The organism is Pseudomonas sp. GNP014 (genome assembly GCF_054344005.1).
The window spans coordinates 2,980,684-3,000,523 of sequence record NZ_JBTGUS010000001.1 but is presented as its reverse complement, the minus strand read 5'-3'; the positions used below and the strand labels follow the sequence as shown (position 1 = coordinate 3,000,523).

19 protein-coding genes are annotated in these 19,840 nt (G+C 60.5%); 4 read left to right on the top strand and 15 right to left on the bottom strand.

The features are described 5' to 3' along the window. Positions 1–171: 171 nt before the first annotated feature. From ACXX9E_RS13485 to ACXX9E_RS13470, 4 genes are all read left to right on the top strand, one after another. Complete coding sequence (locus tag ACXX9E_RS13485; RefSeq protein WP_186748458.1) at positions 172–531, top strand: DUF6124 family protein; 360 nt, start codon at positions 172–174, stop codon at positions 529–531. 468 nt (positions 532–999) lie between these two features. Beyond that, positions 1,000–3,684: an immunoglobulin-like domain-containing protein gene (locus ACXX9E_RS13480; RefSeq protein ID WP_458555542.1), complete on the top strand. Its 2,685-nt coding sequence runs from the start codon at positions 1,000–1,002 to the stop codon at positions 3,682–3,684. Between the two features lie 266 nt (positions 3,685–3,950). Then, on the top strand, positions 3,951–6,662 hold the full coding sequence (locus tag ACXX9E_RS13475) for an immunoglobulin-like domain-containing protein (protein WP_458555541.1): 2,712 nt from the start codon (positions 3,951–3,953) through the stop codon (positions 6,660–6,662). 459 nt (positions 6,663–7,121) lie between these two features. Continuing rightward, positions 7,122–7,481 carry a DUF6124 family protein gene (locus ACXX9E_RS13470; protein ID WP_458555540.1) on the top strand — a complete coding sequence of 120 codons (360 nt, stop codon included), beginning with the start codon at positions 7,122–7,124 and terminating at the stop codon, positions 7,479–7,481. A 231-nt stretch (positions 7,482–7,712) separates the two neighbouring features. On the opposite strand, the gene flhB is transcribed toward ACXX9E_RS13470, so the two are convergent. The 15 genes from flhB to fliH all read right to left on the bottom strand — a co-directional run bounded on the left by flhB (position 7,713) and on the right by fliH (position 19,838). Continuing rightward, positions 7,713–8,852: a flagellar biosynthesis protein FlhB gene (gene flhB, locus ACXX9E_RS13465; RefSeq protein WP_128616048.1), complete on the bottom strand. Its 1,140-nt coding sequence runs from the start codon at positions 8,850–8,852 to the stop codon at positions 7,713–7,715. Positions 8,853–8,855: 3 nt separating this feature from the next. Continuing rightward, positions 8,856–9,641: a flagellar biosynthetic protein FliR gene (gene fliR / locus ACXX9E_RS13460; protein ID WP_123465777.1), complete on the bottom strand. Its 786-nt coding sequence runs from the start codon at positions 9,639–9,641 to the stop codon at positions 8,856–8,858. 3 nt (positions 9,642–9,644) lie between these two features. Beyond that, entirely contained in the window at positions 9,645–9,914 is a 270-nt protein-coding gene (gene fliQ, locus ACXX9E_RS13455; protein ID WP_123465775.1) for a flagellar biosynthesis protein FliQ, read from the bottom strand. Beyond that, positions 9,911–10,669: a flagellar type III secretion system pore protein FliP gene (gene fliP / locus ACXX9E_RS13450; protein WP_123465773.1), complete on the bottom strand. Its 759-nt coding sequence runs from the start codon at positions 10,667–10,669 to the stop codon at positions 9,911–9,913. The genes fliQ and fliP overlap by 4 nt, the downstream gene beginning before the upstream one ends. After that, positions 10,669–11,118, bottom strand: a complete 450-nt coding sequence (fliO, locus tag ACXX9E_RS13445; protein WP_186748329.1) for a flagellar biosynthetic protein FliO — start codon at positions 11,116–11,118, stop codon at positions 10,669–10,671. Before fliO ends, fliP begins: the two co-directional genes overlap by 1 nt. Then, a complete protein-coding gene (fliN, locus tag ACXX9E_RS13440) occupies positions 11,119–11,577 on the bottom strand; it encodes a flagellar motor switch protein FliN (protein WP_123465769.1) in 459 nt (152 codons plus the stop codon). 56 nt (positions 11,578–11,633) lie between these two features. Then, the gene (gene fliM / locus ACXX9E_RS13435; RefSeq protein ID WP_003222890.1) at positions 11,634–12,602 is read right to left on the bottom strand and encodes a flagellar motor switch protein FliM; all 969 of its coding nucleotides are present in this window, start codon (positions 12,600–12,602) and stop codon (positions 11,634–11,636) included. A 9-nt stretch (positions 12,603–12,611) separates the two neighbouring features. Continuing rightward, positions 12,612–13,115: a flagellar basal body-associated protein FliL gene (gene fliL, locus ACXX9E_RS13430; protein ID WP_123465767.1), complete on the bottom strand. Its 504-nt coding sequence runs from the start codon at positions 13,113–13,115 to the stop codon at positions 12,612–12,614. A 162-nt stretch (positions 13,116–13,277) separates the two neighbouring features. After that, the gene (locus tag ACXX9E_RS13425; RefSeq protein ID WP_267804812.1) at positions 13,278–14,636 is read right to left on the bottom strand and encodes a flagellar hook-length control protein FliK; all 1,359 of its coding nucleotides are present in this window, start codon (positions 14,634–14,636) and stop codon (positions 13,278–13,280) included. Positions 14,637–14,742: 106 nt separating this feature from the next. Beyond that, positions 14,743–15,090, bottom strand: coding sequence for an Hpt domain-containing protein (locus ACXX9E_RS13420; protein WP_458555539.1), 348 nt, complete (start codon positions 15,088–15,090; stop codon positions 14,743–14,745). Between the two features lie 31 nt (positions 15,091–15,121). Beyond that, positions 15,122–16,825 carry an ATP-binding SpoIIE family protein phosphatase gene (locus ACXX9E_RS13415; RefSeq protein WP_458555538.1) on the bottom strand — a complete coding sequence of 568 codons (1,704 nt, stop codon included), beginning with the start codon at positions 16,823–16,825 and terminating at the stop codon, positions 15,122–15,124. 5 nt (positions 16,826–16,830) lie between these two features. Next, a complete protein-coding gene (locus tag ACXX9E_RS13410; RefSeq protein WP_128615729.1) occupies positions 16,831–17,136 on the bottom strand; it encodes an STAS domain-containing protein in 306 nt (101 codons plus the stop codon). Between the two features lie 94 nt (positions 17,137–17,230). Further along, complete coding sequence (gene fliJ, locus ACXX9E_RS13405; protein ID WP_123465757.1) at positions 17,231–17,680, bottom strand: flagellar export protein FliJ; 450 nt, start codon at positions 17,678–17,680, stop codon at positions 17,231–17,233. Between the two features lie 6 nt (positions 17,681–17,686). Continuing rightward, positions 17,687–19,045, bottom strand: coding sequence for a flagellar protein export ATPase FliI (gene fliI / locus ACXX9E_RS13400; protein WP_123465755.1), 1,359 nt, complete (start codon positions 19,043–19,045; stop codon positions 17,687–17,689). After that, entirely contained in the window at positions 19,035–19,838 is an 804-nt protein-coding gene (fliH, locus tag ACXX9E_RS13395; RefSeq protein WP_186748324.1) for a flagellar assembly protein FliH, read from the bottom strand. Before fliH ends, fliI begins: the two co-directional genes overlap by 11 nt. Positions 19,839–19,840: the final 2 nt, after the last annotated feature.

The window sequence follows — 19,840 nt, the reverse complement described above, 5'->3', positions numbered from 1 at the left end:
GTTCCAGGCTTCGTTGCGGATCTGTATTTTCGCGATTTCGTCATGGTGGCTGTATGCGGGAGACCTTCGGGTCTACCGGTTGCCTTTGACCGGTTCGCTAACCTGCGTACAGCCGCCACCCCTCCTGTTTAGCGACAGGATTTGGCGGCTCCACCTCAAAGGAGCTTCACCATGATCAAACCAACACCCAACCCGCCCGAAACCGACGCCACCTCCCCCTACGAATCCCTCGACTCAAAAAAACTCCACGAAGCCGCCGACCGCGCCCTCGATCACTACCTATGCCCACCTGGCTCCACCCCACTGCCACGCAGAAGCCGCGGGATGTACGCCGTCACCGCCGACTTCAAAAACGAGGAACTGCTGGTCGATGCCAGCGACACACTCGCTTCAGCCAGAACCATCGCCCATGACGCCGCCGCCCTGTTGCCGGTAGCGCAGCGCCGGACGCTGCTGGGAATTGCGCAACTGATCATGCTGAGTGAGCTGGCGGTGAACCGCGCGCTGGATAATCTGCAATTACCCCAATAGCAGGGATCTGTGACAAGGACCGAGCAAGGCGTTGTGGCCGCTGGCGCCTTCGCGGGCAAGCCCGCTCCCACAGGGGACGGTGTTGCCCACAAACCTGTGTTTACACGCACAACCTGCGGGAGCAGGCTTGCCCGCGATGACGGCCTCACAGCCAGCACAAGTCTTAATGCATAAAAAACCGCCGCCCCGTTCAACCGGGACGGCGGTTTTCTTGTTTCATCACAGCACACTCAGAAATCGCGCCGTAAATCCGGCGGAATCGGCAAACCTTCCCGCTGTTTAGTACAAAACATCGCAGCCCTCACCGGCTTTTGCAGAAATCAGGGAGCCGCCAAAGGCAGCGATCTTGTGCTTTTCAAGCGCCACCCCACCTGCCGCTCGTCGCCACCTGTCAGATCTGACAGGTGCGCTTTCCCCCACAACGCGCTCTGATAACTCCTGCCCGCCCACCGTCCAGGAGCCGTAAACATGGCCACAGCCAAATCCAGCGACAACACCATATTGGCGCTATTCCCTCCCCACGCTCCAGACGCCACCACCCCGGTGGTCGGTGCTGTCTATGGTGTGCCCAAGCATGTCTACGACCTCAAGCCCATGGGCCTGACCATCGTCGTCGACCCTCCGCAATCTGGCACGCTGCAAGAAGGCGATGTCATTCGGCTGCGGCTCAACGGCGCCGATACCGAAGCCACAAAAACCGTCCTGGCTGGCGAAGAAAATTCCCGTCACACCCTGTATCTGCCCAAGGGCCTGCTGCTGACCGATCGCGTCAATACCCTCGTTTACACCATCACCCGCATCAGCGAAAACAAAGGCACCTCCACGCCGGAGCTGACTCTGCTGTACAACAGCATCCGCCCCGGCATCGAGGATCGCTCGCCCGGCGATAGCGCCCATTCCGAACTGCAACTGATCCTGCCCCAGGACGTGCTCGACGACGGCATCGACGCCGACCGCGCCAAACAGGGCGTGCAAGTATGTTTCGCCTACCCTTACTGCCGCGCCTACGACCAGATCCGATTGAACTGCAACGGTCAGGATGTCGCGCACACCGTGACCGCCGCCGAGGCCCCGCCCACTCCCTCGGCCGAGCCGACCAGGATCTGCGTGATGGTCGAGGAAGCGGTGTTCCTGAGCGCCGGGGACAACCCGAAGTTCATCTTTTCCTACACCGTCACCGACCAGCTCGGCAACGGGCCGGACACCGATTCGCCCTATTCCGGCGCGGTGGAGGTCGATGTGAACCTGAAGGAAACCCGCCTGGTCGCCCCCGATCTGGCCGAGGATCCGGATGACCCGAACGACGATCCGAGCACTATTGATCTGGACAAACTCTCCGGCAAGGATCTGACCGTATTGGTCCACACCTTTGCTCCGTTGTGGCAACCCAACGATAAAATCCGCGTGAGCTACAGCGCCACCGCGTCGAACGGCACCGTTACCCTGCACAGTGTGGAACAGGACGTCGTGCGCATCCCGTTCACCTACAAACTGATGGTGCCCAACGCCAAAGTAATCGCCGGCAGCGTGGTGCGGGCGAAGTACGAATTGCTGAAAAATGGCAACGTCTTCGCCACTTCGAAAAATGCCGTGGCCGAAGTCATCGGCTCAGAGGCTATCGAGTTGTTGCCGCCAGTACTGCTGAAACCAGCGGTGAGCCCGATCGACGCGCTGGCCTATCCGCAAGGCGTGACCATCCGGGTCGAATATCTGGGCGCTCTGCCAGGCGACAAAGCGCGGCTGGTGGAGGTCAACCCACCGACAGGCGCACCGCAGTTTCCACTGGTGCCGTTCAACAATAATAAACGCACAAACACTGTATTAAGTCTGGCGTTCCTGACAGCCAGGCATGGCAAGGAAATTCGGTTGCGGTGGAACCTGAATCGCGATAATGCACAGAAAGGCAAGTCGCCTGATTTGAACCTGAGCGTGTCGAAGATTAACGAGGGCGATACGCGTTTGCCGACGCCGGTGGTGGATGGCAAGACCGGCAATGAACTCGACGTGGCGCTGTTACAGCCCACCGCCCAGCTCACCGTTGCGACCTGGCCGCACGTCGAGGGTGAGCGGCTGTGGTTGCAATACGAGGGCAAGGACAATCAGGACAAGACCGTGACCTTCGACGACCTTCGCGGTGAAGTGGGCGTGGGTGCATCAGGCTTGAGCAGGACGGTGCCGCTGGACTGGTTGAAAGACTTGAAAGATGGCAGTGAATTGAAGGTGACGTTCAAGGTTAATTTTGATGGGGTGGCGAATGCGGCGACGGCGGTTGGGTTTCCTCGGCGCATTTACACCGTCAGCACCGTGGAGGATGTGAAACCGACAATCGACTCAATCAAAGGCTTACCACCGAGCAACATCGAAATCCCGGACAACGGCTACACAGTAGAAACTTCAGTGATTCTCATCGGTATAGCCGCAAGGGGCCAACAAGTTGATGTAGTGGATGGTGACGAATCTAAAGGTGAACCCTTCGCAAGTCCGACAGATGGAGAATGGAGGCTGACTGTTACAGATCTGGACTTGGGCAGTCACAGTTTTACTGCCAAAGCGCTGTACGGCTCTGGCGCATCGTCGCCGGCCAGAACACTGACAGTAGCGCCACCATTCGTTATAGATACATCGACAATGCTCATCAACAGCGTTTCCGTAAAATACAACTGGCCAACCACCGGGCTTGAATCAATAGGTAACTCAAAAACAAGAACCCCCACCGGCGGACTTGAACCGTACAGCTACGAGTCTAGCAATACAGCTGTAGCCACTGTATCGAATCAGGGCGAAGTTAAACGCCTGAAAAACGGCAACGTCACCATTACGGTGTACGACGCCGTTAGAAATTCTGTGAGCTATCCGGTCAGGCTGGAAAATGTGTGGCAAATGCACGTAAAAAATGTGGGGGCAGTAAATTTTGATGGGGCAGTGGCGTGGATGAACAGCCTCGGCGCCTCGCCAATGACGCAAGAAGCAGTCAATGATTTCTTACGCGTCTACCAGACTCCCTATACCTTCTTTGGGCAGAACGCCTGGTGGTGCACAACCGCTGGATGTTCCGGAAACTCTGCACTTCTTTTTGATCCATCCCCCCGCATTTCTCGATGTGAAAATAAAGGAGGTCCAAACGGGGCTTGGGCATTGAAGCCATTCAACTAGGGAGCTGAACGGAGCCAAACCACATTTTCCCGTTTTTTAGTACAAAAGATCGCAGCCTTCGGCGACTCCTGCAAAAATCGGGAGTTGCCGAAAGTTGCGATCTTTTGCTTTTAGGACTTACCCGATTCGAACCGGTCCGCTAACAGTTAGCCGCACCCTGACCACTCGTCGAAAACCCCAACCCACCTGTCAGATCTGACAGGTGCGCTTTCCCCCACAAAGCGCTCTGATAACTCCTGCCCGCCCACCGTCCAGGAGCCGTAAACATGGCCACAGCCAAATCCAGCGACAACACCATATTGGCGCTATTCCCTCCCCACGTTCCAGAAGCCACCACCCCGGTGGTCGGTGCTGTCTATGGTGTGCCCAAGCATGTCTACGACCTCAAGCCCATGGGCCTGACCATCGTCGTCGACCCTCCGCAATCTGGCACGCTGCAAGAAGGCGATGTCATTCGGCTGCGGCTCAACGGCGCCGATACCGAAGCCACAAAAACCGTCCTGGCTGGCGAAGAAAATTCCCGTCACACCCTGTACCTGCCCAAGGGCCTGCTGCTGACCGATCGCGTCAATACCCTCGTTTACACCATCACCCGCATCAGCGAGAACAAAGGCACCTCCACGCCGGAGCTGACTCTGCTGTACAACACCATCCGCCCCGGCATCGAGGATCGCTCGCCCGGCGATAGCGCCCATTCCGAACTGCAACTGATCCTGCCCCAGGACGTGCTCGACGACGGCATCGACGCCGACCGCGCCAAACAGGGCGTGCAAGTGTGTTTCACCTACCCTTACTGCCGCGCCTACGACCAGATCCGATTGAACTGCAACGGCCAGGATGTCACGCACACCGTGACCGCCGCCGAGGCCCAGCCCATTCCCTCGGCCGAGCCGACCAGGGTCTGCGTGATGGTCGAGGAAGCGGTGTTCCTGCGCGCCGGGGACAACCCGAAGTTCATCTTTTCCTACACCGTCACCGACCAGCTCGGCAACGGGCCGGACACCGATTCGCCCTACTCCGGCACGGTGGAGGTCGATGTGCATCTTCGGGAAACCCGCCTGGCCGCCCCCGATCTGGCCGAGGATCCGGACGATCCGACCGACGATCCGAGCACCATTGATCTGGACAAACTCGCCGGCAAGGACCTGACCGTATTGGTCCAGACCTTTGCTCCGTTGTGGCAACCCAACGATAAAATCCGCGTGAGCTACAGCGCCACCGCGTCGAACGGCACCGTTACCCTGCACAGTGTGGAACAGGACGTCGTGCGCATCCCGTTCACCTACAAACTGATGGTGCCCAACGCCAAAGTGATCGCCGGCAGTGTGGTGCGGGCGAAGTACGAATTGCTGAAAAATGGCAACGTCTTCGCCACTTCGAAAAATGCCGTGGCCGAAGTCATCGGCTCAGAGGCTATCGAGTTGTTGCCGCCGGTGCTGCTGAAGGCAGTGAGCCCGATCGACGCGCTGGCGTATCCGCAGGGCGTGACCATTCAGGTCGAGTATTTAGAACACCTGCCAGGCGATAAAGCGCAGCTGGTGGAAGTTAACCCACCCGCAGGTGCACCAGGGTTTCCATTGGTGTCGTTCAACGCCAATAAACGCACCAACACCTTGTTGAGCCAGGCTTTTCTGATCGCACGACAAGGCAAGCCCCTGGTGTTTCGCTGGCACCTGAATAGCAATAACGCGGAGGTTGCCCAATCGCCTGAGCTGAACCTGAGCGTGTCGAAAATTACCGAGGGCGATGCACGTTTGCCGACGCCGGTGGTGGATGGCAAGACTGGCAATGAACTCGACGTGGCGTTGTTACAGCCCACCGCCCTGCTCACCGTTGCGGCATGGCCGCACGTCCAGGGTGAGCGGCTGTGGTTGCAATACGAAGGCAAGGACAATCAGGACAAGACCGTGACCTTCGACGACCTTCGCGGTGAAGTGGGCGTGGGTGCATCAGGCTTGAGCCGGGCGGTGCCGCTGGCCTGGCTGAAAGGCTTGAAAGATGGTCGTGACTTGAAGGTGACGCTCAAGGTTAATTTTGACGGGGTGGCGAACGCGGCGACGGCGGTGGGGTTTCCGGTGCGCTCTTATACCGTCAAGGCAGGCGCCGACGTGCAACCAGTGATCACCCGGGCCGAAGACAGCCAAGGCGTGGAGATCCCGCAGGGAGGCACGACACGTGACACCACCGTGATCCTCACCGGCAGCGCAACCCCGGGTCAGAAGGTGCAAATCTTCGACGGCGCCGCCGACAAGGGCGAAGCCAGCGCCGACCCGCTGAGCGGAATCTGGAGCCACAGGATCAGCGGACTGACCGTCGCAGAGCACCCCTTCACCGCCAAGGCCTTGTACGGTTCAGGCCAGACATCGACCGTGCGCAGCCTGAAAGTCTCCGCGTTGCCCGAGCTGATTATTGACAAAACACCGGTGGTGCTCAGCGCCCGCAACTGGATCGCGGTAGGGGAAGAACTGCAGAAGCTTCTGGTCGCCAATCCGACGCCGCCGGTCGGCACCTACGCAGACCGATTTCCGCAGCAAGGCACCCCGCCCTATACCTACACGTCTGCCAATGAGGAGATTGCCGTTGCCAACCCAACCAACGGACGGATTTCCGGGACGGGGAATGGCACGACGACCATTACCGTTGCGGATGCGAGTGGGGATGTGGTGGAGATTCAGGTGACGGTTAGTCGAGTCAGGCGGATACATCGGTCGCCAAACAAGTTAAACACTTGGTACGACGCCGACCAATGGCGAGATGCCAATGATCTTGGCACGATCACCAACGCATCCGTAGATAATGAGTTGGAAAGGTTCTTCCCTTGCCAACTATCACCTGCCCCCCTCGCTCCGCACCCCGATTCGACGATTGGGTGGGTCCAAGGTCAAGGCTGCCTGGCGGTCGGAGATGAACGTCGATGGAGATCGCTCGCTAATCTCCCGCCTTTCTACGCTTTGGGATATTCAGTGTGTTGCACATGATTTGAATCTCGCCCCCTTGATCCGAAAAACGTTATTTCCCCTCCCACCCCGTTAAGGGCGTGGAGGGGAATTGATTCTGTCGCTGGCAGACAAATCAAAAGATCGCAGCCTTCGGTGGCAATCTTTTGCACTTAAACCACAGCGTTTAAAAAACACCTTCAGACACGTCTTACAGGCTACACATCCTTGCGCCATTGCCTACAGCTACGCCAGAATCGGCCGGCTTGTGGGTCTTGGGTGCGGGTTCTATTGTGGGTCGGTCGCTGACACATCAGTGATCGGGTCTCGCAGCCCGTCGATCTCTGGACGCACAACACCCGCTTTTTTTATGGCGGCTGTACGTGGGAGACCTTCGGGTCTGCCGGTTCTAGAGTCCCGGTCTGCGACCCGCGTATAGCTGCCACCCTCATTCGTCTCGCAGCGAACGTTGGCAGCTCCAATGACTCTAGGAGCTTCTCCATGATCAAACCAACACCCAACCCGCCCGAAACCGACGCCACCTCCCCCTACGAATCCCTCGACTCAAAAAAACTCCACGAAGCCGCCGACCGCGCCCTCGATCACTACCTCTGCCCGCCCGGCTCCCCCCCACTGCCACGCAGAAGCCGCGGGATGTACGCCGTCACCGCCGACTTCAAAAACGAAGAACTGCTGGTCGATGCCAGCGACACACTCGCTTCAGCCAGAACCATCGCCCATGACGCCGCCGCCCTGTTGCCGGTAGCGCAGCGCCGGACGCTGCTGGGGATTGCGCAACTGATCATGCTGAGTGAGCTGGCGGTGAACCGCGCGCTGGATAATCTGCAATTGCCCCAATAGCAAGGATCTGTGACAAGGACTGAGCAAGGCGTTGTGGCCGCTGACGCCTTCGCGGGCAAGCCCGCTCCCACAGGGGACGGTGTTGCCCACAAACCTGTGTTTACACGCACAACCTGTGGGAGCGGGCTTGCCCGCGAAGGCGGCCTCGCAGCCAGCACAAGTCTTCAGGCATAAAAAAACCGCCGTCCGGTTCAATCGGGACGGCGTTTTTTTTGTTTCATCACGGCAGAGTCAGGAATCACGCCGCAGATCCGGCGGAATCGGCAAATCATCCTTGAGCGGATCCGGGCGCTTGCCCTTGCCCGCACGGTGCTGGCGGATCTGGTAGACGTAGGCCAACACCTGAGCGACGGCCAGATACAGCCCGCCGGGGATTTCCTGCTCCAGCTCGGTGGAGTAGTAGATCGAACGCGCCAGGGCCGGCGATTCGAGGAGCATGACGTTGTTGGCCACGGCGATTTCGCGGATTTTCAGTGCGAGGAAGTCGCTGCCCTTGGCCAGCAGCACCGGTGCCCCGCCCTTCTCCGAGTCGTACTTGAGCGCCACAGCGTAGTGGGTCGGGTTGGTGATGACCACGTCGGCATCGGGAATCGCCGCCATCATCCGCCGCTGGGACATCTCGCGCTGCACCTGACGGATCCGCTGCTTGACCTCGGGCCGGCCTTCCTGATCCTTGTGCTCGTCGCGCACTTCCTGCTTGGTCATCTTGAGCTTTTTCATGCTCTCCCAGATCTGCACCGGCACGTCCACCGCCGCGATCAGGATCAACCCGCAGGCCATCCACAATGTGCTCCAGCCGACCAGCAAGACGCTGTGAATGATCGCCTGGTCCAGTGGCTCATGGGCAATGCGCAGCAGGTCGTCGACGTCCGACGACAACACCACGAGCGCCACCGCCAGCACGATGAAAAACTTCGCCAGCGCCTTGAGCAGCTCGACAATCGCCTTCATCGAAAACATGCGCTTGAGACCGGCGCCGGGGTTCATCCGGCTGAACTTGGGCGCCATGGAACCGGCGGCAAACAGCCAGCCACCGAGGGCGATCGGCCCCAGCAGTGCAGCGAGCAGCAAGGTGATCATGATCGGCTGAATCGCCACCAGGGCGATCTTCCCTGAATGCAGGAGAAAGGTGCCCATCGAGCGTTGATCCATGATCACTTCCCGCGACAGCGAGAAGTTCATGCGCATCAGCTCCATCAGATCCTGCGCGAGCATGCCGCCGAAAATCAGCAGGCCACCGGCGCCGGCCAGCATCACCGCGAGGGTGTTGAGCTCTTTGGAGCGCGCAACCTCACCCTTTTCACGGGAATCCTTTTTGCGTTTCTCCGTGGGGTCTTCTGTTTTGTCCTGACCGCTTTCGCTCTCAGCCATGACTCAGCGCGCCTGTGCCAGTTCGCGTAAAAACTGCAGAGCCTCGGCGGCCAGCGGTTGATACTGGTTGAGAATGTCCGCCAGACCGACCCAGACGATGAACAGGCCGAGCACCAGGGTCAGCGGGAAACCGATGGAGAAGATGTTCAGTTGCGGCGCCGCGCGGGTCATGACGCCAAAGGCGATGTTGACCACCAGCAGCGCCGTGATCGCCGGCAAGACCAGCAACAGTGCCGCACCCAGGACCCAGCCGAGTTTGCCGGCCAGCTCCCAGTAATGTGCGGTCATCAGACCGCTGCCGACCGGCAGCGTGGTGAAACTCTCGGTGAGGACTTCGAACACCACCAGGTGGCCGTTCATCGACAGGAACAGCAAGGTCACCAGCATGGTGAAGAACTGCCCGATCACCGCCACCGACACGCCGTTGGTGGGGTCGACCATCGAGGCGAATCCCATGCCCATCTGGATCGCGACAATCTGCCCGGCCACCACAAAGGCCTGGAAAAACAGTTGCAGGGAAAAGCCGAGAATCGCGCCGATCAGAATCTGCTCGGCAATCAGCAGCAAGCCGCTCAGGTCCAGCGCATTGACCGCCGGCATCGGCGGCAGGTTGGGCGCGATCACCACAGTAATTGCCAGGGCGAAGTACAGCCGAATGCGCTTCGGCACCAGGGTCGTACCGAACACCGGCATGACCATCAGCACCGCGCCGACGCGAAACAGCGGCAACATGAATGTCGCCACCCAGGTACTGATCTGGGTGTCGGTCAGCTGAAGCAACGATTGCATGGCTTAGCCAATGACCATCGGGATGTTGTGGTACAGCTGGATGATGTATTCCATGAAAGTCTGCACCAGCCACGGGCCGGCGACGATCAGCGTTACCAGCATCACCAGCAGTCGCGGCAGGAAACTCAGGGTCTGTTCGTTGATCTGCGTGGCGGCCTGGAACATTGCCACCAGCAGGCCGACCAACAGGCTCGGAATCACCAGCACCGCGACCATCAGCGTGGTCAGCCACAATGCTTCGCGGAAAATGTCGACCGCAACTTCAGGGGTCATGGCGAGACACCGCCGAAGCTACTCGCCAGGGTGCCGATAATCAGCGCCCAACCATCCACCAGGACAAACAGCATGATCTTGAACGGCAGGGAAATGATCAGCGGCGAGAGCATCATCATCCCCATCGCCATCAGCACACTGGCAACGACCAGGTCGATGATCAGGAACGGAATGAAGATCATGAAGCCGATCTGGAACGCGGTTTTAAGCTCCGAGGTGACGAAGGCCGGCACCAGAATAGTCAGCGGCGCCTGATCCGGCGTGGCGATGTCCGTGCGCTTGGACAAGCGCATGAACAGCTCCAGATCGCTGCTGCGGGTCTGGGCGAGCATGAAGTCCTTGATCGGCACCTGGGCCTTTTCCACTGCCTGTTGCGCGGTGAGTTTTTCCGCCAGGTACGGCTGCAGCGCATCGTTGTTCACCCGATCGAACACCGGGGCCATGATGAACAGCGTCAGAAACAGCGCCATGCCGGTGAGGATCTGGTTCGACGGCGTCTGTTGCAGGCCGAGGGCCTGACGCAGGATCGAGAAGACAATGATGATCCGGGTGAAACTGGTCATCAGCATGACGAACGCCGGAATGAAGCTCAGCGCGGTCATGATCAGCAGGATCTGCAGGCTGACCGAATACTCCTGCGCGCCGTCGGCGTTGGTGCCCAGCGTGATCGCCGGGATCGACAACGGATCGGCGGCGAACGCCAGCGGCGCGGCCAGCAACAGGGCCAGCGTCAAGACGATGCGTAGCGCACCCATTACTTCTTATCCTTCTGATCCTTGCCGAGCATCTTCAACAGATGCTGGGCAAACTCCGGAGTGGCTTTCTCGCTGGTCGCCGGCACCGGCACCGGCTCCTTGAGCACGTGCAGCGCGGTGATGGTGCCGGGGCTCAGGCCGAGCAGAATCTGTTCGTTGCCGACCTGCACCAGCATCAGCCGGTCACGCGGCCCGAGGGCGCGCGAACCGATCAGTTCGATCACCTGGCCCTTGCCGGCAGGACCGGCCTGCTGCACACGGCGCAACAGCCAGGCGAGGAAAAAGATCAGCCCCAGCACCAACAGCAAGCCGAACACCAGTTGCGTCAGTTGCCCGGCCACACCGCTGTTGACCGCCGGTGCGGCGGCTGCGGCGGCAGGTGCGGCGGCCGGTTCCGCCGCCAGCACGCTCAATGGCAACGCCAGCAACGCCCAGAGAAACCGTTTCACTCAGCGCAGCTTCTTGATGCGTTCGCTTGGGCTGATCACGTCGGTCAGGCGGATGCCGAACTTCTCGTTGACCACCACCACTTCGCCGTGCGCGATCAGCGTACCGTTGACCAGTACGTCCAATGGCTCACCGGCCAGACGATCGAGCTCGATCACCGACCCCTGGTTCAGTTGCAGCAGGTTGCGGATGTTGATGTCGGTGCTGCCGACTTCCATCGAGATCGACACCGGAATGTCGAGGATCACGTCCAGGTTCGGACCGTCCAGCGTCACTGGATCGTTGTTCTTCGGCACGCTGCCGAACTCTTCCATCGGCAGACGGTTGGAGCTGGCCGTACCGGCGTCAGCGGCCAGCAGTGCGTCGATGTCAGCCTGGCTGCCATCACCGGTCTCTTCCAGGGCCGCAGCCCATTCATCAGCCAGTGCCTGATCGTCCTGGGCGTTCATATCGTCGTTCATCATTTGTCCTCGGCGGGCAACAATTCAGTTAAATGCGTGGGAATAAGAGCGGCGCTTCAGCGACGCTCGATCGGCTCGATCACCTGCAACGCGAGGTTGCCTTTGTGCGAGCCCATCTTGACCTTGAAGGCCGGTACGCCGTTGGCGCGCATGATCATGTCTTCCGGCATTTCCACCGGGATCACATCCCCCGGCTGCATGTGCAGGATGTCGCGCAGCTTCAACTGACGGCGGGCCACGGTGGCGCCGATCGGTACGTCGACATCGAGCACGTCCTGACGCAGGGCGTTGACCCAGCGCTCGTCCTGATCGTCGAGGTCCGACTGGAAACCGGCGTCGAGCATTTCGCGCACCGGCTCGATCATCGAGTACGGCATGGTCACGTGCAGGTCACCGCCGCCGCCATCGAGTTCGATGTGGAAGGTGGAGACCACAATCGCTTCGCTCGGGCCGACGATGTTGGCCATGGCCGGGTTCACTTCCGAGTTGATGTACTCGAAGTTGACTTCCATGATCGCCTGCCAGGCTTCTTTCAAGTCGACGAACGCCTGCTCCAGCACCATGCGTACTACGCGCAGTTCGGTCGGGGTGAATTCACGCCCTTCGATCTTGGCGTGACGGCCGTCGCCGCCGAAGAAGTTGTCCACCAGTTTGAACACCAGTTTGGCGTCGAGGATGAACAGTGCGGTGCCGCGCAGCGGTTTGATCTTGACCAGGTTGAGGCTGGTCGGCACGTACAGCGAGTGCACGTATTCGCCGAATTTCATCACCTGGACGCCACCGACGGCAACGTCTGCCGAGCGGCGCAGCATGTTGAACATGCTGATGCGGGTGTAACGGGCAAAACGCTCGTTGATCATTTCCAGAGTCGGCATGCGTCCACGGACGATGCGATCCTGGCTGGTCAGGTCGTAGCTTTTGACACTGCCGGGTTCGGCAGCGTTATCGGTCTGTACCAGACCATCGTCGACACCATGCAACAGCGCGTCGATTTCATCCTGGGACAGCAGATCCTGCACGGCCATGTCGTGTTCCTACTGCAGTACGAAATTAGTGAAAAGCAACTGTTCGATCACCACTTTGCCCAGCTCTTTCTGCGCCACTTCCTGGACGCTGGCTGTGGCCTTCTGGCGCAGCATCTCCTGGCCGACCGGGGTCGCCAGTGTGGCGAAATCCTGACCGGAGAAGAGCATTACCAGGTTGTTGCGGATCACCGGCATGTGCACTTTGAGCGCTTCGAGATCAGCCTGATTACGCGCCAGCATGGTGATGCTCACCTGCATGTAGCGCTGACGGCCGTTCTGGTTGAAGTTGGCGACAAACGCCGGCGCCATCGGCTCGAAGATCGCCGGCTGCTTGCCGACCGGCGCGGCTTCGGCCGCTGCGGCAGGCTTGCTCTGAGCACTGTGCATGAAGTACCAGGTTGCGCCCACGGACACACCGATCGCCAGCAGCAGAGCCACCACGATCAGGATGATCATCTTGAGTTTGCCTTTGGTCGCGGGGTCTTTTACAGCTGCTGCTTCGCTCTTCGCCATGCCAATAATCCGTCACTAATCGGGTTTTCACAGTCGCACCGCAAGGCAAGAGCAAGTGTTATGCCAGAAGTGTCGGAGCACAGGACGAGAGGGAATGGTGAATCGATGCAAGCGCCTGTGGGAGCTGGCTTGCCAGCCCCCACAGATTTCAGGGAGGGTGTATCAGGCGTAATAGTCGACGGCGCTGGAGCCGATCACGCTGGTGGTTTGAGCAGCCGCTTCAGCCACAGCCGCCGGCGTCAATTCTTCTTCAGCCGAGTCCAGACGACCACCCGCAGCGCTGGTGCGCCCAGTCTGGCCCTGCTGCGCCTGCTCCTGGCCTTGACCCTGCCAGCCACGCCCCTGATCGGACACGTTGACGTCGACCTGACCCATGCCCTGCTGGGTGAACATGTCGCGCAGGCGATGCATCTGCCCGTCCAGCGCTTCACGCACACTTGGGTGCGCGCTCATGAACGTCACTTGCGTCTGCTGATCCGGCACCATGTTCACGCGGATGTCCAGACGCCCCAGTTCCGCGGGCTGCAATTGAATGTCCGCCGCCTTCAGGTTGGCGCTCGACAGGTACATGACGCGGTTGACCACTTCTTCGGTCCAGCCGCTCTGATGCATGGCGATCGGCTGGTTCACCGGAACGGCGTTCGCGGTCTTCGGCGTCGCCGCCTGGGTCAGCGCCGCCAGACGGTTGGCGAAGTCATCGACACGCGTATCGCTGGTGGCGGCTTTCAGGTCTTTGAGGCCATCTTCGATCAGCCCGCTGAATGCTTTTTCGCCACCCTGGCTGGTGCTGTCCTTGTCGGCCTGCACGTCGAGCATGCTGGCCATGCCGGCGGCGAAGTTCTGCGCCGAAGTCAGCTCGCCATCAGCCTGAGCCTGCGCAGGCGTGGCTTTCGGCTGGGCCTGGCTGGCGGCGGAAATGTGCCCGCCCTGCTCCATCGCCATGCGTACGACGGGCAACGCATCGAGCGGATCGGCTTCTGGGTCGAAAGCACTGTCGGGCGCCGGGTCTTTGACCGCATTCGGCAAGACCGCCACCGCCGGCGCTTCGCTGGCTGCCGGTGCCGGCGTTGCAACCACTGGCGCCTGCACGACGGGCGGCGTCACCGCCGGCTGCACGGCGACGGCCAGCGCCGGATCCAGTGTCGGATCCACTGGCGCGGTATCGGCCACCGGCGTTTGCGCAGTATCGCGGGTGTCATCGCTGGCGCTCTGGTCGTCACTCGCTGCCGGCTTGTCGGCAGGCAACGCTTTGCCGCTATCGGCAACCGGCGGTTGCGGGGCGGCAGACTGGTCTTGGCCGACGTCCTTTTTGCCGCTGTTATCGGCCGCCTTGTCCCGCGCTGGTTTCGCCGGGTTGTCGGCGCTCACGGCGGGCTTGGCAGGGGCCTGATCGGCGAATACCTGAGCGAAGCTCGAAGCCTTGTCCCCGGCGTCTGCGGCCGTCGCCGGCGCTTTGGACGAGGCGGCTTGCGCCTTGGCCTGAGCGGCGGTCTGAAGAAGAATATTGGGGGTCGCAGGCATAACACGGTCTCCGCTGCACTGGGATCGTAGGTACAGTTGGACGAGATAACTGCAAGTGCCGGGCCAGTTTCACCCGACACTCGATAAAAGCGCCGGACGGCGGCTTTCAGTGGGTCAGTGCGTGTTGCCGCTCGCCTTCATAAACCGGGCGTACTTCGCAGAACTCGCTGCTGATATCAGCGACCAGCCTGGCAATTTCCGAGGGGCTCTTGTCTTTGGCCTCGGCCTCCAGCTCATGACAGAGTTCTGCCAGGCGCACAGCGCCCATGTTGCTGGCGCTGCCCTTGAAACTGTGGGCAACCTCGGACAATACCCTGGCATCAGCGGTCTTTTGCAGCTCATGCAAGCGACTTTCGGAATCGGCCAGAAAGGTATCCAGCAGTTCCGGATAGCCGTCCTCCATGACTTCGCGCAAGAGGCTCAAGGCCTCGCGATCCACATGTTTGTCAGTCACTTGTTCACTCCTTGATCAAGAATTGCGCCGATTATGCCTGAACCTCCCAGAAAAACTCCACGCGGGCACTACGACCTTCGTCCGACCAACTGGCGTTATGCCCCAATTGCCGGACCAGGCTGACACCTCGCCCCGACAGGCGGACGCCGTCGAGGGGGCGCCCCATGATCCGGGCCACATCGAAACCCTTGCCACTGTCTTCGACCCGAATGATCAGACGCCCACCCTCGCCGTGCGGCAACACCTGCAAATGTACGCGCACGAAGCCTTCCTGCAACGCCTCCAGCCTCGCGTTGCGCTGCTGGTAATAACGAGCAAAACCCTCGGCATCGCGCTTGAGGCTGGAATCGAGCCCGAGCACACCGTGTTCCAGCGCATTGGAATACAGTTCGGCAAGCACGCTGTACAGCGCACCGCTTTGCGCCCGCAAGCCATGCACCTCCAGAAGCAGTTGCAAAAGATAGGGCAAAGGATTGAAGCGCTGGAGCGTGGCGCCGCGAAACTCGAAGCTCACCGACCAGTCCAGCGGGCAGGATTGACCGCTGTCGGAATACACCGGAGCCGGCAGACGAACCTGTGCCGGCGCCAGCAGACTGACCTCGACCATGCTCACATCGTCACGTGCCTCACCACGAAAATCGCGCAGCGCCTGCTCGATATCGTCAAACAGCCGATCAGGCTCACGACTGGCGGCGAACACCCGCTGCAAGCGCTCGACGCCGAACAACTGATCGTTGGCATCACTGGTGTCGATGACTCCATCGGAGAGCAGAAACACCCGATCACCGACCGCCATCGAGTGCACTTCCGTACGATCGTCAAACGCCTGCGGACTCAGCACCCCTAACGGCAAATGACGCGCAGCCAGCGGCTCACGCTCGCCCGTAGCAATCCGGTGCAGATACCCGTCGGGCATGCCGCCGTTCCACACCTCCACCGAGCGCCGCTGAAAACTCAGGCACAACAATGTCGCGCAGCAGAACATGTCCACCGGCAGGATGCGTTTGAGCTTGGCATTCATTTCGCGCAGGGTTTCGGCCAGGCCATAGCCTTTGGCGGTCATGCCGTAGAACACTTCGGCCAGAGGCATCGCGCCCACCGCCGCCGGCAGACCGTGGCCGGTAAAATCGCCGAGCAGGACGTGCATGTCTCCGGCCGGCGTGTACGCGGCCAGCAACAGATCGCCATTGAACAGCGCATAAGGCGATTGCAGGTAGCGGATGTTCGGTGCGCTCAGGCAGCCGGAATGCGCGACCTTGTCGAACACCGCTTTGGCCACGCGTTGTTCATTAAGCAGGTAATCGTGGTGTCGGGCGATCAGGTCGCGCTGTTGCAGGACCGTAGCCTGCAAGCGGCGCAAGCGATCCATCGCCTTGATTTTGGCGGCAAGAATCACCTGATTGTAAGGCTTCGCCAGAAAATCGTCGCCACCAGCCTCCAGACAACGCGCCAGCGCCTCGCTTTCGGTGAGCGAGGTCAGAAAGATGATCGGCACCAGGGTTTCCCCGGCCAGCACCTTGATCTGCTGTGCCGCCTGAAACCCATCCATCACCGGCATCATCGCGTCCATCAGCACCAGGTGCGGTTGCTGCTGACGGAATACTTCAACCGCTTCGGCGCCGTTGGCTGCCGTCAGCACTTCATGACCCTGACGGCGAACGATGGTCGACAACAGCAAGCGATCGGCAGCACTGTCTTCGGCGATCAGGATGGTCAGCGGCTCTTGCGCCTGCATGACGGTCAACTGATGTCGAACAGTTTGTCGAAATTGGAGATGGCGAGGATCTTGCGCACGTCGGAGTTGCTGTTGACGACCCGTACATCAGAGTGATCGCCGCCGGCGTGATCGCGCAGCAGAAGCAGCATGCCCAGCGCCGAGCTGTCGAGATAGGTGGCCTCTTTGAGGTCAACCACAATGGACCCGGGTTTTTTTTCAACCCTCTCGTAGGCTTCGCGAAACTCCTGGTGCCGGCCGAAATCGAAACGCCCCCTGACCGAGATCGTCAGTTTTTTTCCATCCGCAGAGACTTCTGTAACGACTGACATTGACTGGCTTCCTTGTCATTGACGAACGTGTACAAGGTTTAGCACTTGGACAGGTTTGGGGCAAGGCTGGAGGCCGGATCAAATGGGGAGCGATTTAAAACGAATCATGGCGCGGCAAGCGCTGGGCCAGTTCGTCTAGCAGCTTCTGCTCGCGCTTGTCCTCGGCCCGCTGCGCCTCTTCGCGATAACGCTGCACCAGCTTGCGCAAACCTTCGACGCGGGCGAAGGCCTGTTGCCAGGCCTCACGGGCCTTCTCGAGGTTGTTCTGGTGCCAGACCAGGCTCTGGCGCTGCTGATCGACGGCGGTGTCGAGTTGCGCGAGAAAGCCTTGAAAGCCCAGCAGCCATTGCCCGGTTACCCCGGTGCTGCCGCGCACGATCCATTGCTCGGAATAATCCAGACGAAAGGCGTGGAGGTCAGCGAGCTTGCTTTGCGCCACTTTCACCTGCCCCTGGAAATACCCCAGGCGCTGCACGGCGGCTTTCTCGGCCTTCTCGGCCATGTCCACCACCGGCGCCAGACGCGCGGCTCGACTCAGGGCCATGATCGGTTAACCGCCGGGAGCCGGGGCGAAGAGCGAAGCCAGATGGTTTTCACTGGAGCCCAGGTTAACGTTGTCGTTGAGCCCCTGGCGCAGGTACATCGTCATGGCCGGATGCAGATTGATCGCCGTGTCGGTTTCGCGGTCCCCCCCGGCCACGTAAGCGCCGACGCTGATCAGGTCGCGACTCTGCTGATAGCGCGACCAGTATTGCTTGAACATCTGCGCATGGTTCATGTGCTTGATGCCAACCACCGCCGGCATTACCCGGCTGATCGACGCTTCAATGTCGATGGCCGGGTAATGACCTTCTTCGGCCAGACGCCGGGACAGCACGATGTGGCCGTCGAGCACGCCCCGCGCCGAGTCGGCAATCGGGTCCTGCTGGTCATCGCCCTCGGACAGTACGGTGTAGAACGCGGTGATCGAGCCGCCACCCTTCTCCGCATTACCGGCACGCTCCACCAGTTTCGGCAGTTTGGCGAACACCGAGGGCGGATAGCCCTTGGTCGCCGGGGGCTCGCCAATGGCCAGGGCAATTTCCCGCTGGGCCTGGGCGAAACGGGTCAGCGAATCCATCAGCAACAGGACGTTCTTGCCCTTGTCGCGGAAATACTCGGCGATTCGCGTGCAATACATCGCCGCACGCAGACGCATCAACGGCGCATCGTCCGCAGGAGATGCGACGACCACGGAGCGCTTGAGACCTTCTTCACCGAGAATGTGCTCGATGAATTCTTTAACTTCTCGACCCCGCTCACCGATCAGCCCGACGACGATGATGTCGGCCTCGGTGAAGCGGGTCATCATGCCCAGCAGCACGGATTTACCGACACCGGTACCGGCGAACAGGCCCAGACGCTGGCCCCGACCGACCGTCAACAAACCGTTGATGCAACGGATGCCGACGTCCAGCGGCACGCTAATCGGATCACGGTTGAGCGGGTTGATCGTCGGGCCATCCATCGGCACCCAGTCTTCGGCCTTCATGCTGCCCTTGCCGTCCAGCGCACGACCGGCGCCGTCGAGTACGCGGCCGAGCATGCTCATGCCCATCGGCAAACGCCCGGCGTCGGCCAGTGGCACCACGCGGGCGCCCGGGGCAATACCGGCAACACTGCCGACCGGCATCAGGAAGACTTTGTTGCCGGAGAACCCCATGACTTCCGCTTCCACCTGGGACGGGTGGTAAGTGTCGTCATTGATCACCATGCAGCGGGTGCCCATGGCGGCGCGCAGGCCTTCGGCCTCCAGCGTCAGGCCGACCATGCGCAGCAGGCGGCCTTCAAGGATCGGCGCACCGGCAATTTCGGTGGCTTCGGCGTAGGTGCTCAGGCGCTTGGCGAAACTGGTGCGTTCAAGGCGCATCGGCGGTGTCCGCGAGCGGCGCGTCAGGGCTGACGGCCGGTTTGGCGTCCTCGGGAATATCCAGACTCAAATCGGCAGCGGCCGGGTGCAGGGCCTGTTCGTGCAACTGATCGAACAGTTTGGCCATGACCTGACTGACCCGCGACTCGATGCTTGCGTCGATGCGGCTGTGCTCGGTTTCGACCCGGCAGCCGCCCGGCAGCAGCGTTTCGTCTTCGACGATGCGCCAGTTTTCTTCATGGCGTTCGCGCAGGGCTTTGACCTGGGCGAAGTCCTGCGGGTTGACGTACAGGCGCACATTTTCCACGCCCAGCGGCAACAGTTTGAGGGCATCGCGCATGACGTGTTCGATCTGGCTCGAGTCGATGGCCAGCTCGCGCCTGATCACTTGTCGGGTGATGTGCTGAACGAGGTCGACCAGAGACTTTTCGATCTGCGTGTCCTGCTCGGCAATCGGTTCGAACAGGTGGCTCATCAGTTGCTCGAGGCTGGCGATTTTCGCCGCCAGCGCAACTTCAGCTTCCTGACGCACCTTCAGCGTGGTGCTGTGAAAGCCTTCTTTTTCGCCGATGGCGAAGCCCTCGTTGTAAGCCTCCTGACGGATGCTCTCGAGTTCTTCCAGGGTCAGTGGCTGGACTTCTTCCAGCGGCACTTCTTCCATTTCCGGCGGTTCGGGCTCCGGCTCCGGCTCGGGTTCCGGTGCCGGCGGATCGAAGCTGGGCATGGTCCAGGATTCGAAACCGCGAACATCCCGGGCACGGATCAGATCCGTTACATCGTCATGCTTGTCCATGG

Coding starts and splice junctions, on each gene's coding strand:
- ACXX9E_RS13485 (WP_186748458.1), top strand. CDS start 172: ATGATCAAACCAACACCCAACCCGCCCGAAACCGACGCCACCTCCCCC.
- ACXX9E_RS13480 (WP_458555542.1), top strand. CDS start 1,000: ATGGCCACAGCCAAATCCAGCGACAACACCATATTGGCGCTATTCCCT.
- ACXX9E_RS13475 (WP_458555541.1), top strand. CDS start 3,951: ATGGCCACAGCCAAATCCAGCGACAACACCATATTGGCGCTATTCCCT.
- ACXX9E_RS13470 (WP_458555540.1), top strand. CDS start 7,122: ATGATCAAACCAACACCCAACCCGCCCGAAACCGACGCCACCTCCCCC.
- flhB (WP_128616048.1), bottom strand. CDS start 8,852: ATGGCTGAGAGCGAAAGCGGTCAGGACAAAACAGAAGACCCCACGGAG.
- fliR (WP_123465777.1), bottom strand. CDS start 9,641: ATGCAATCGTTGCTTCAGCTGACCGACACCCAGATCAGTACCTGGGTG.
- fliQ (WP_123465775.1), bottom strand. CDS start 9,914: ATGACCCCTGAAGTTGCGGTCGACATTTTCCGCGAAGCATTGTGGCTG.
- fliP (WP_123465773.1), bottom strand. CDS start 10,669: ATGGGTGCGCTACGCATCGTCTTGACGCTGGCCCTGTTGCTGGCCGCG.
- fliN (WP_123465769.1), bottom strand. CDS start 11,577: ATGAACGACGATATGAACGCCCAGGACGATCAGGCACTGGCTGATGAA.
- fliM (WP_003222890.1), bottom strand. CDS start 12,602: ATGGCCGTGCAGGATCTGCTGTCCCAGGATGAAATCGACGCGCTGTTG.
- fliL (WP_123465767.1), bottom strand. CDS start 13,115: ATGGCGAAGAGCGAAGCAGCAGCTGTAAAAGACCCCGCGACCAAAGGC.
- ACXX9E_RS13425 (WP_267804812.1), bottom strand. CDS start 14,636: ATGCCTGCGACCCCCAATATTCTTCTTCAGACCGCCGCTCAGGCCAAG.
- ACXX9E_RS13415 (WP_458555538.1), bottom strand. CDS start 16,825: ATGCAGGCGCAAGAGCCGCTGACCATCCTGATCGCCGAAGACAGTGCT.
- ACXX9E_RS13410 (WP_128615729.1), bottom strand. CDS start 17,136: ATGTCAGTCGTTACAGAAGTCTCTGCGGATGGAAAAAAACTGACGATC.
- fliJ (WP_123465757.1), bottom strand. CDS start 17,680: ATGGCCCTGAGTCGAGCCGCGCGTCTGGCGCCGGTGGTGGACATGGCC.
- fliI (WP_123465755.1), bottom strand. CDS start 19,045: ATGCGCCTTGAACGCACCAGTTTCGCCAAGCGCCTGAGCACCTACGCC.
- fliH (WP_186748324.1), bottom strand. CDS start 19,838: ATGGACAAGCATGACGATGTAACGGATCTGATCCGTGCCCGGGATGTT.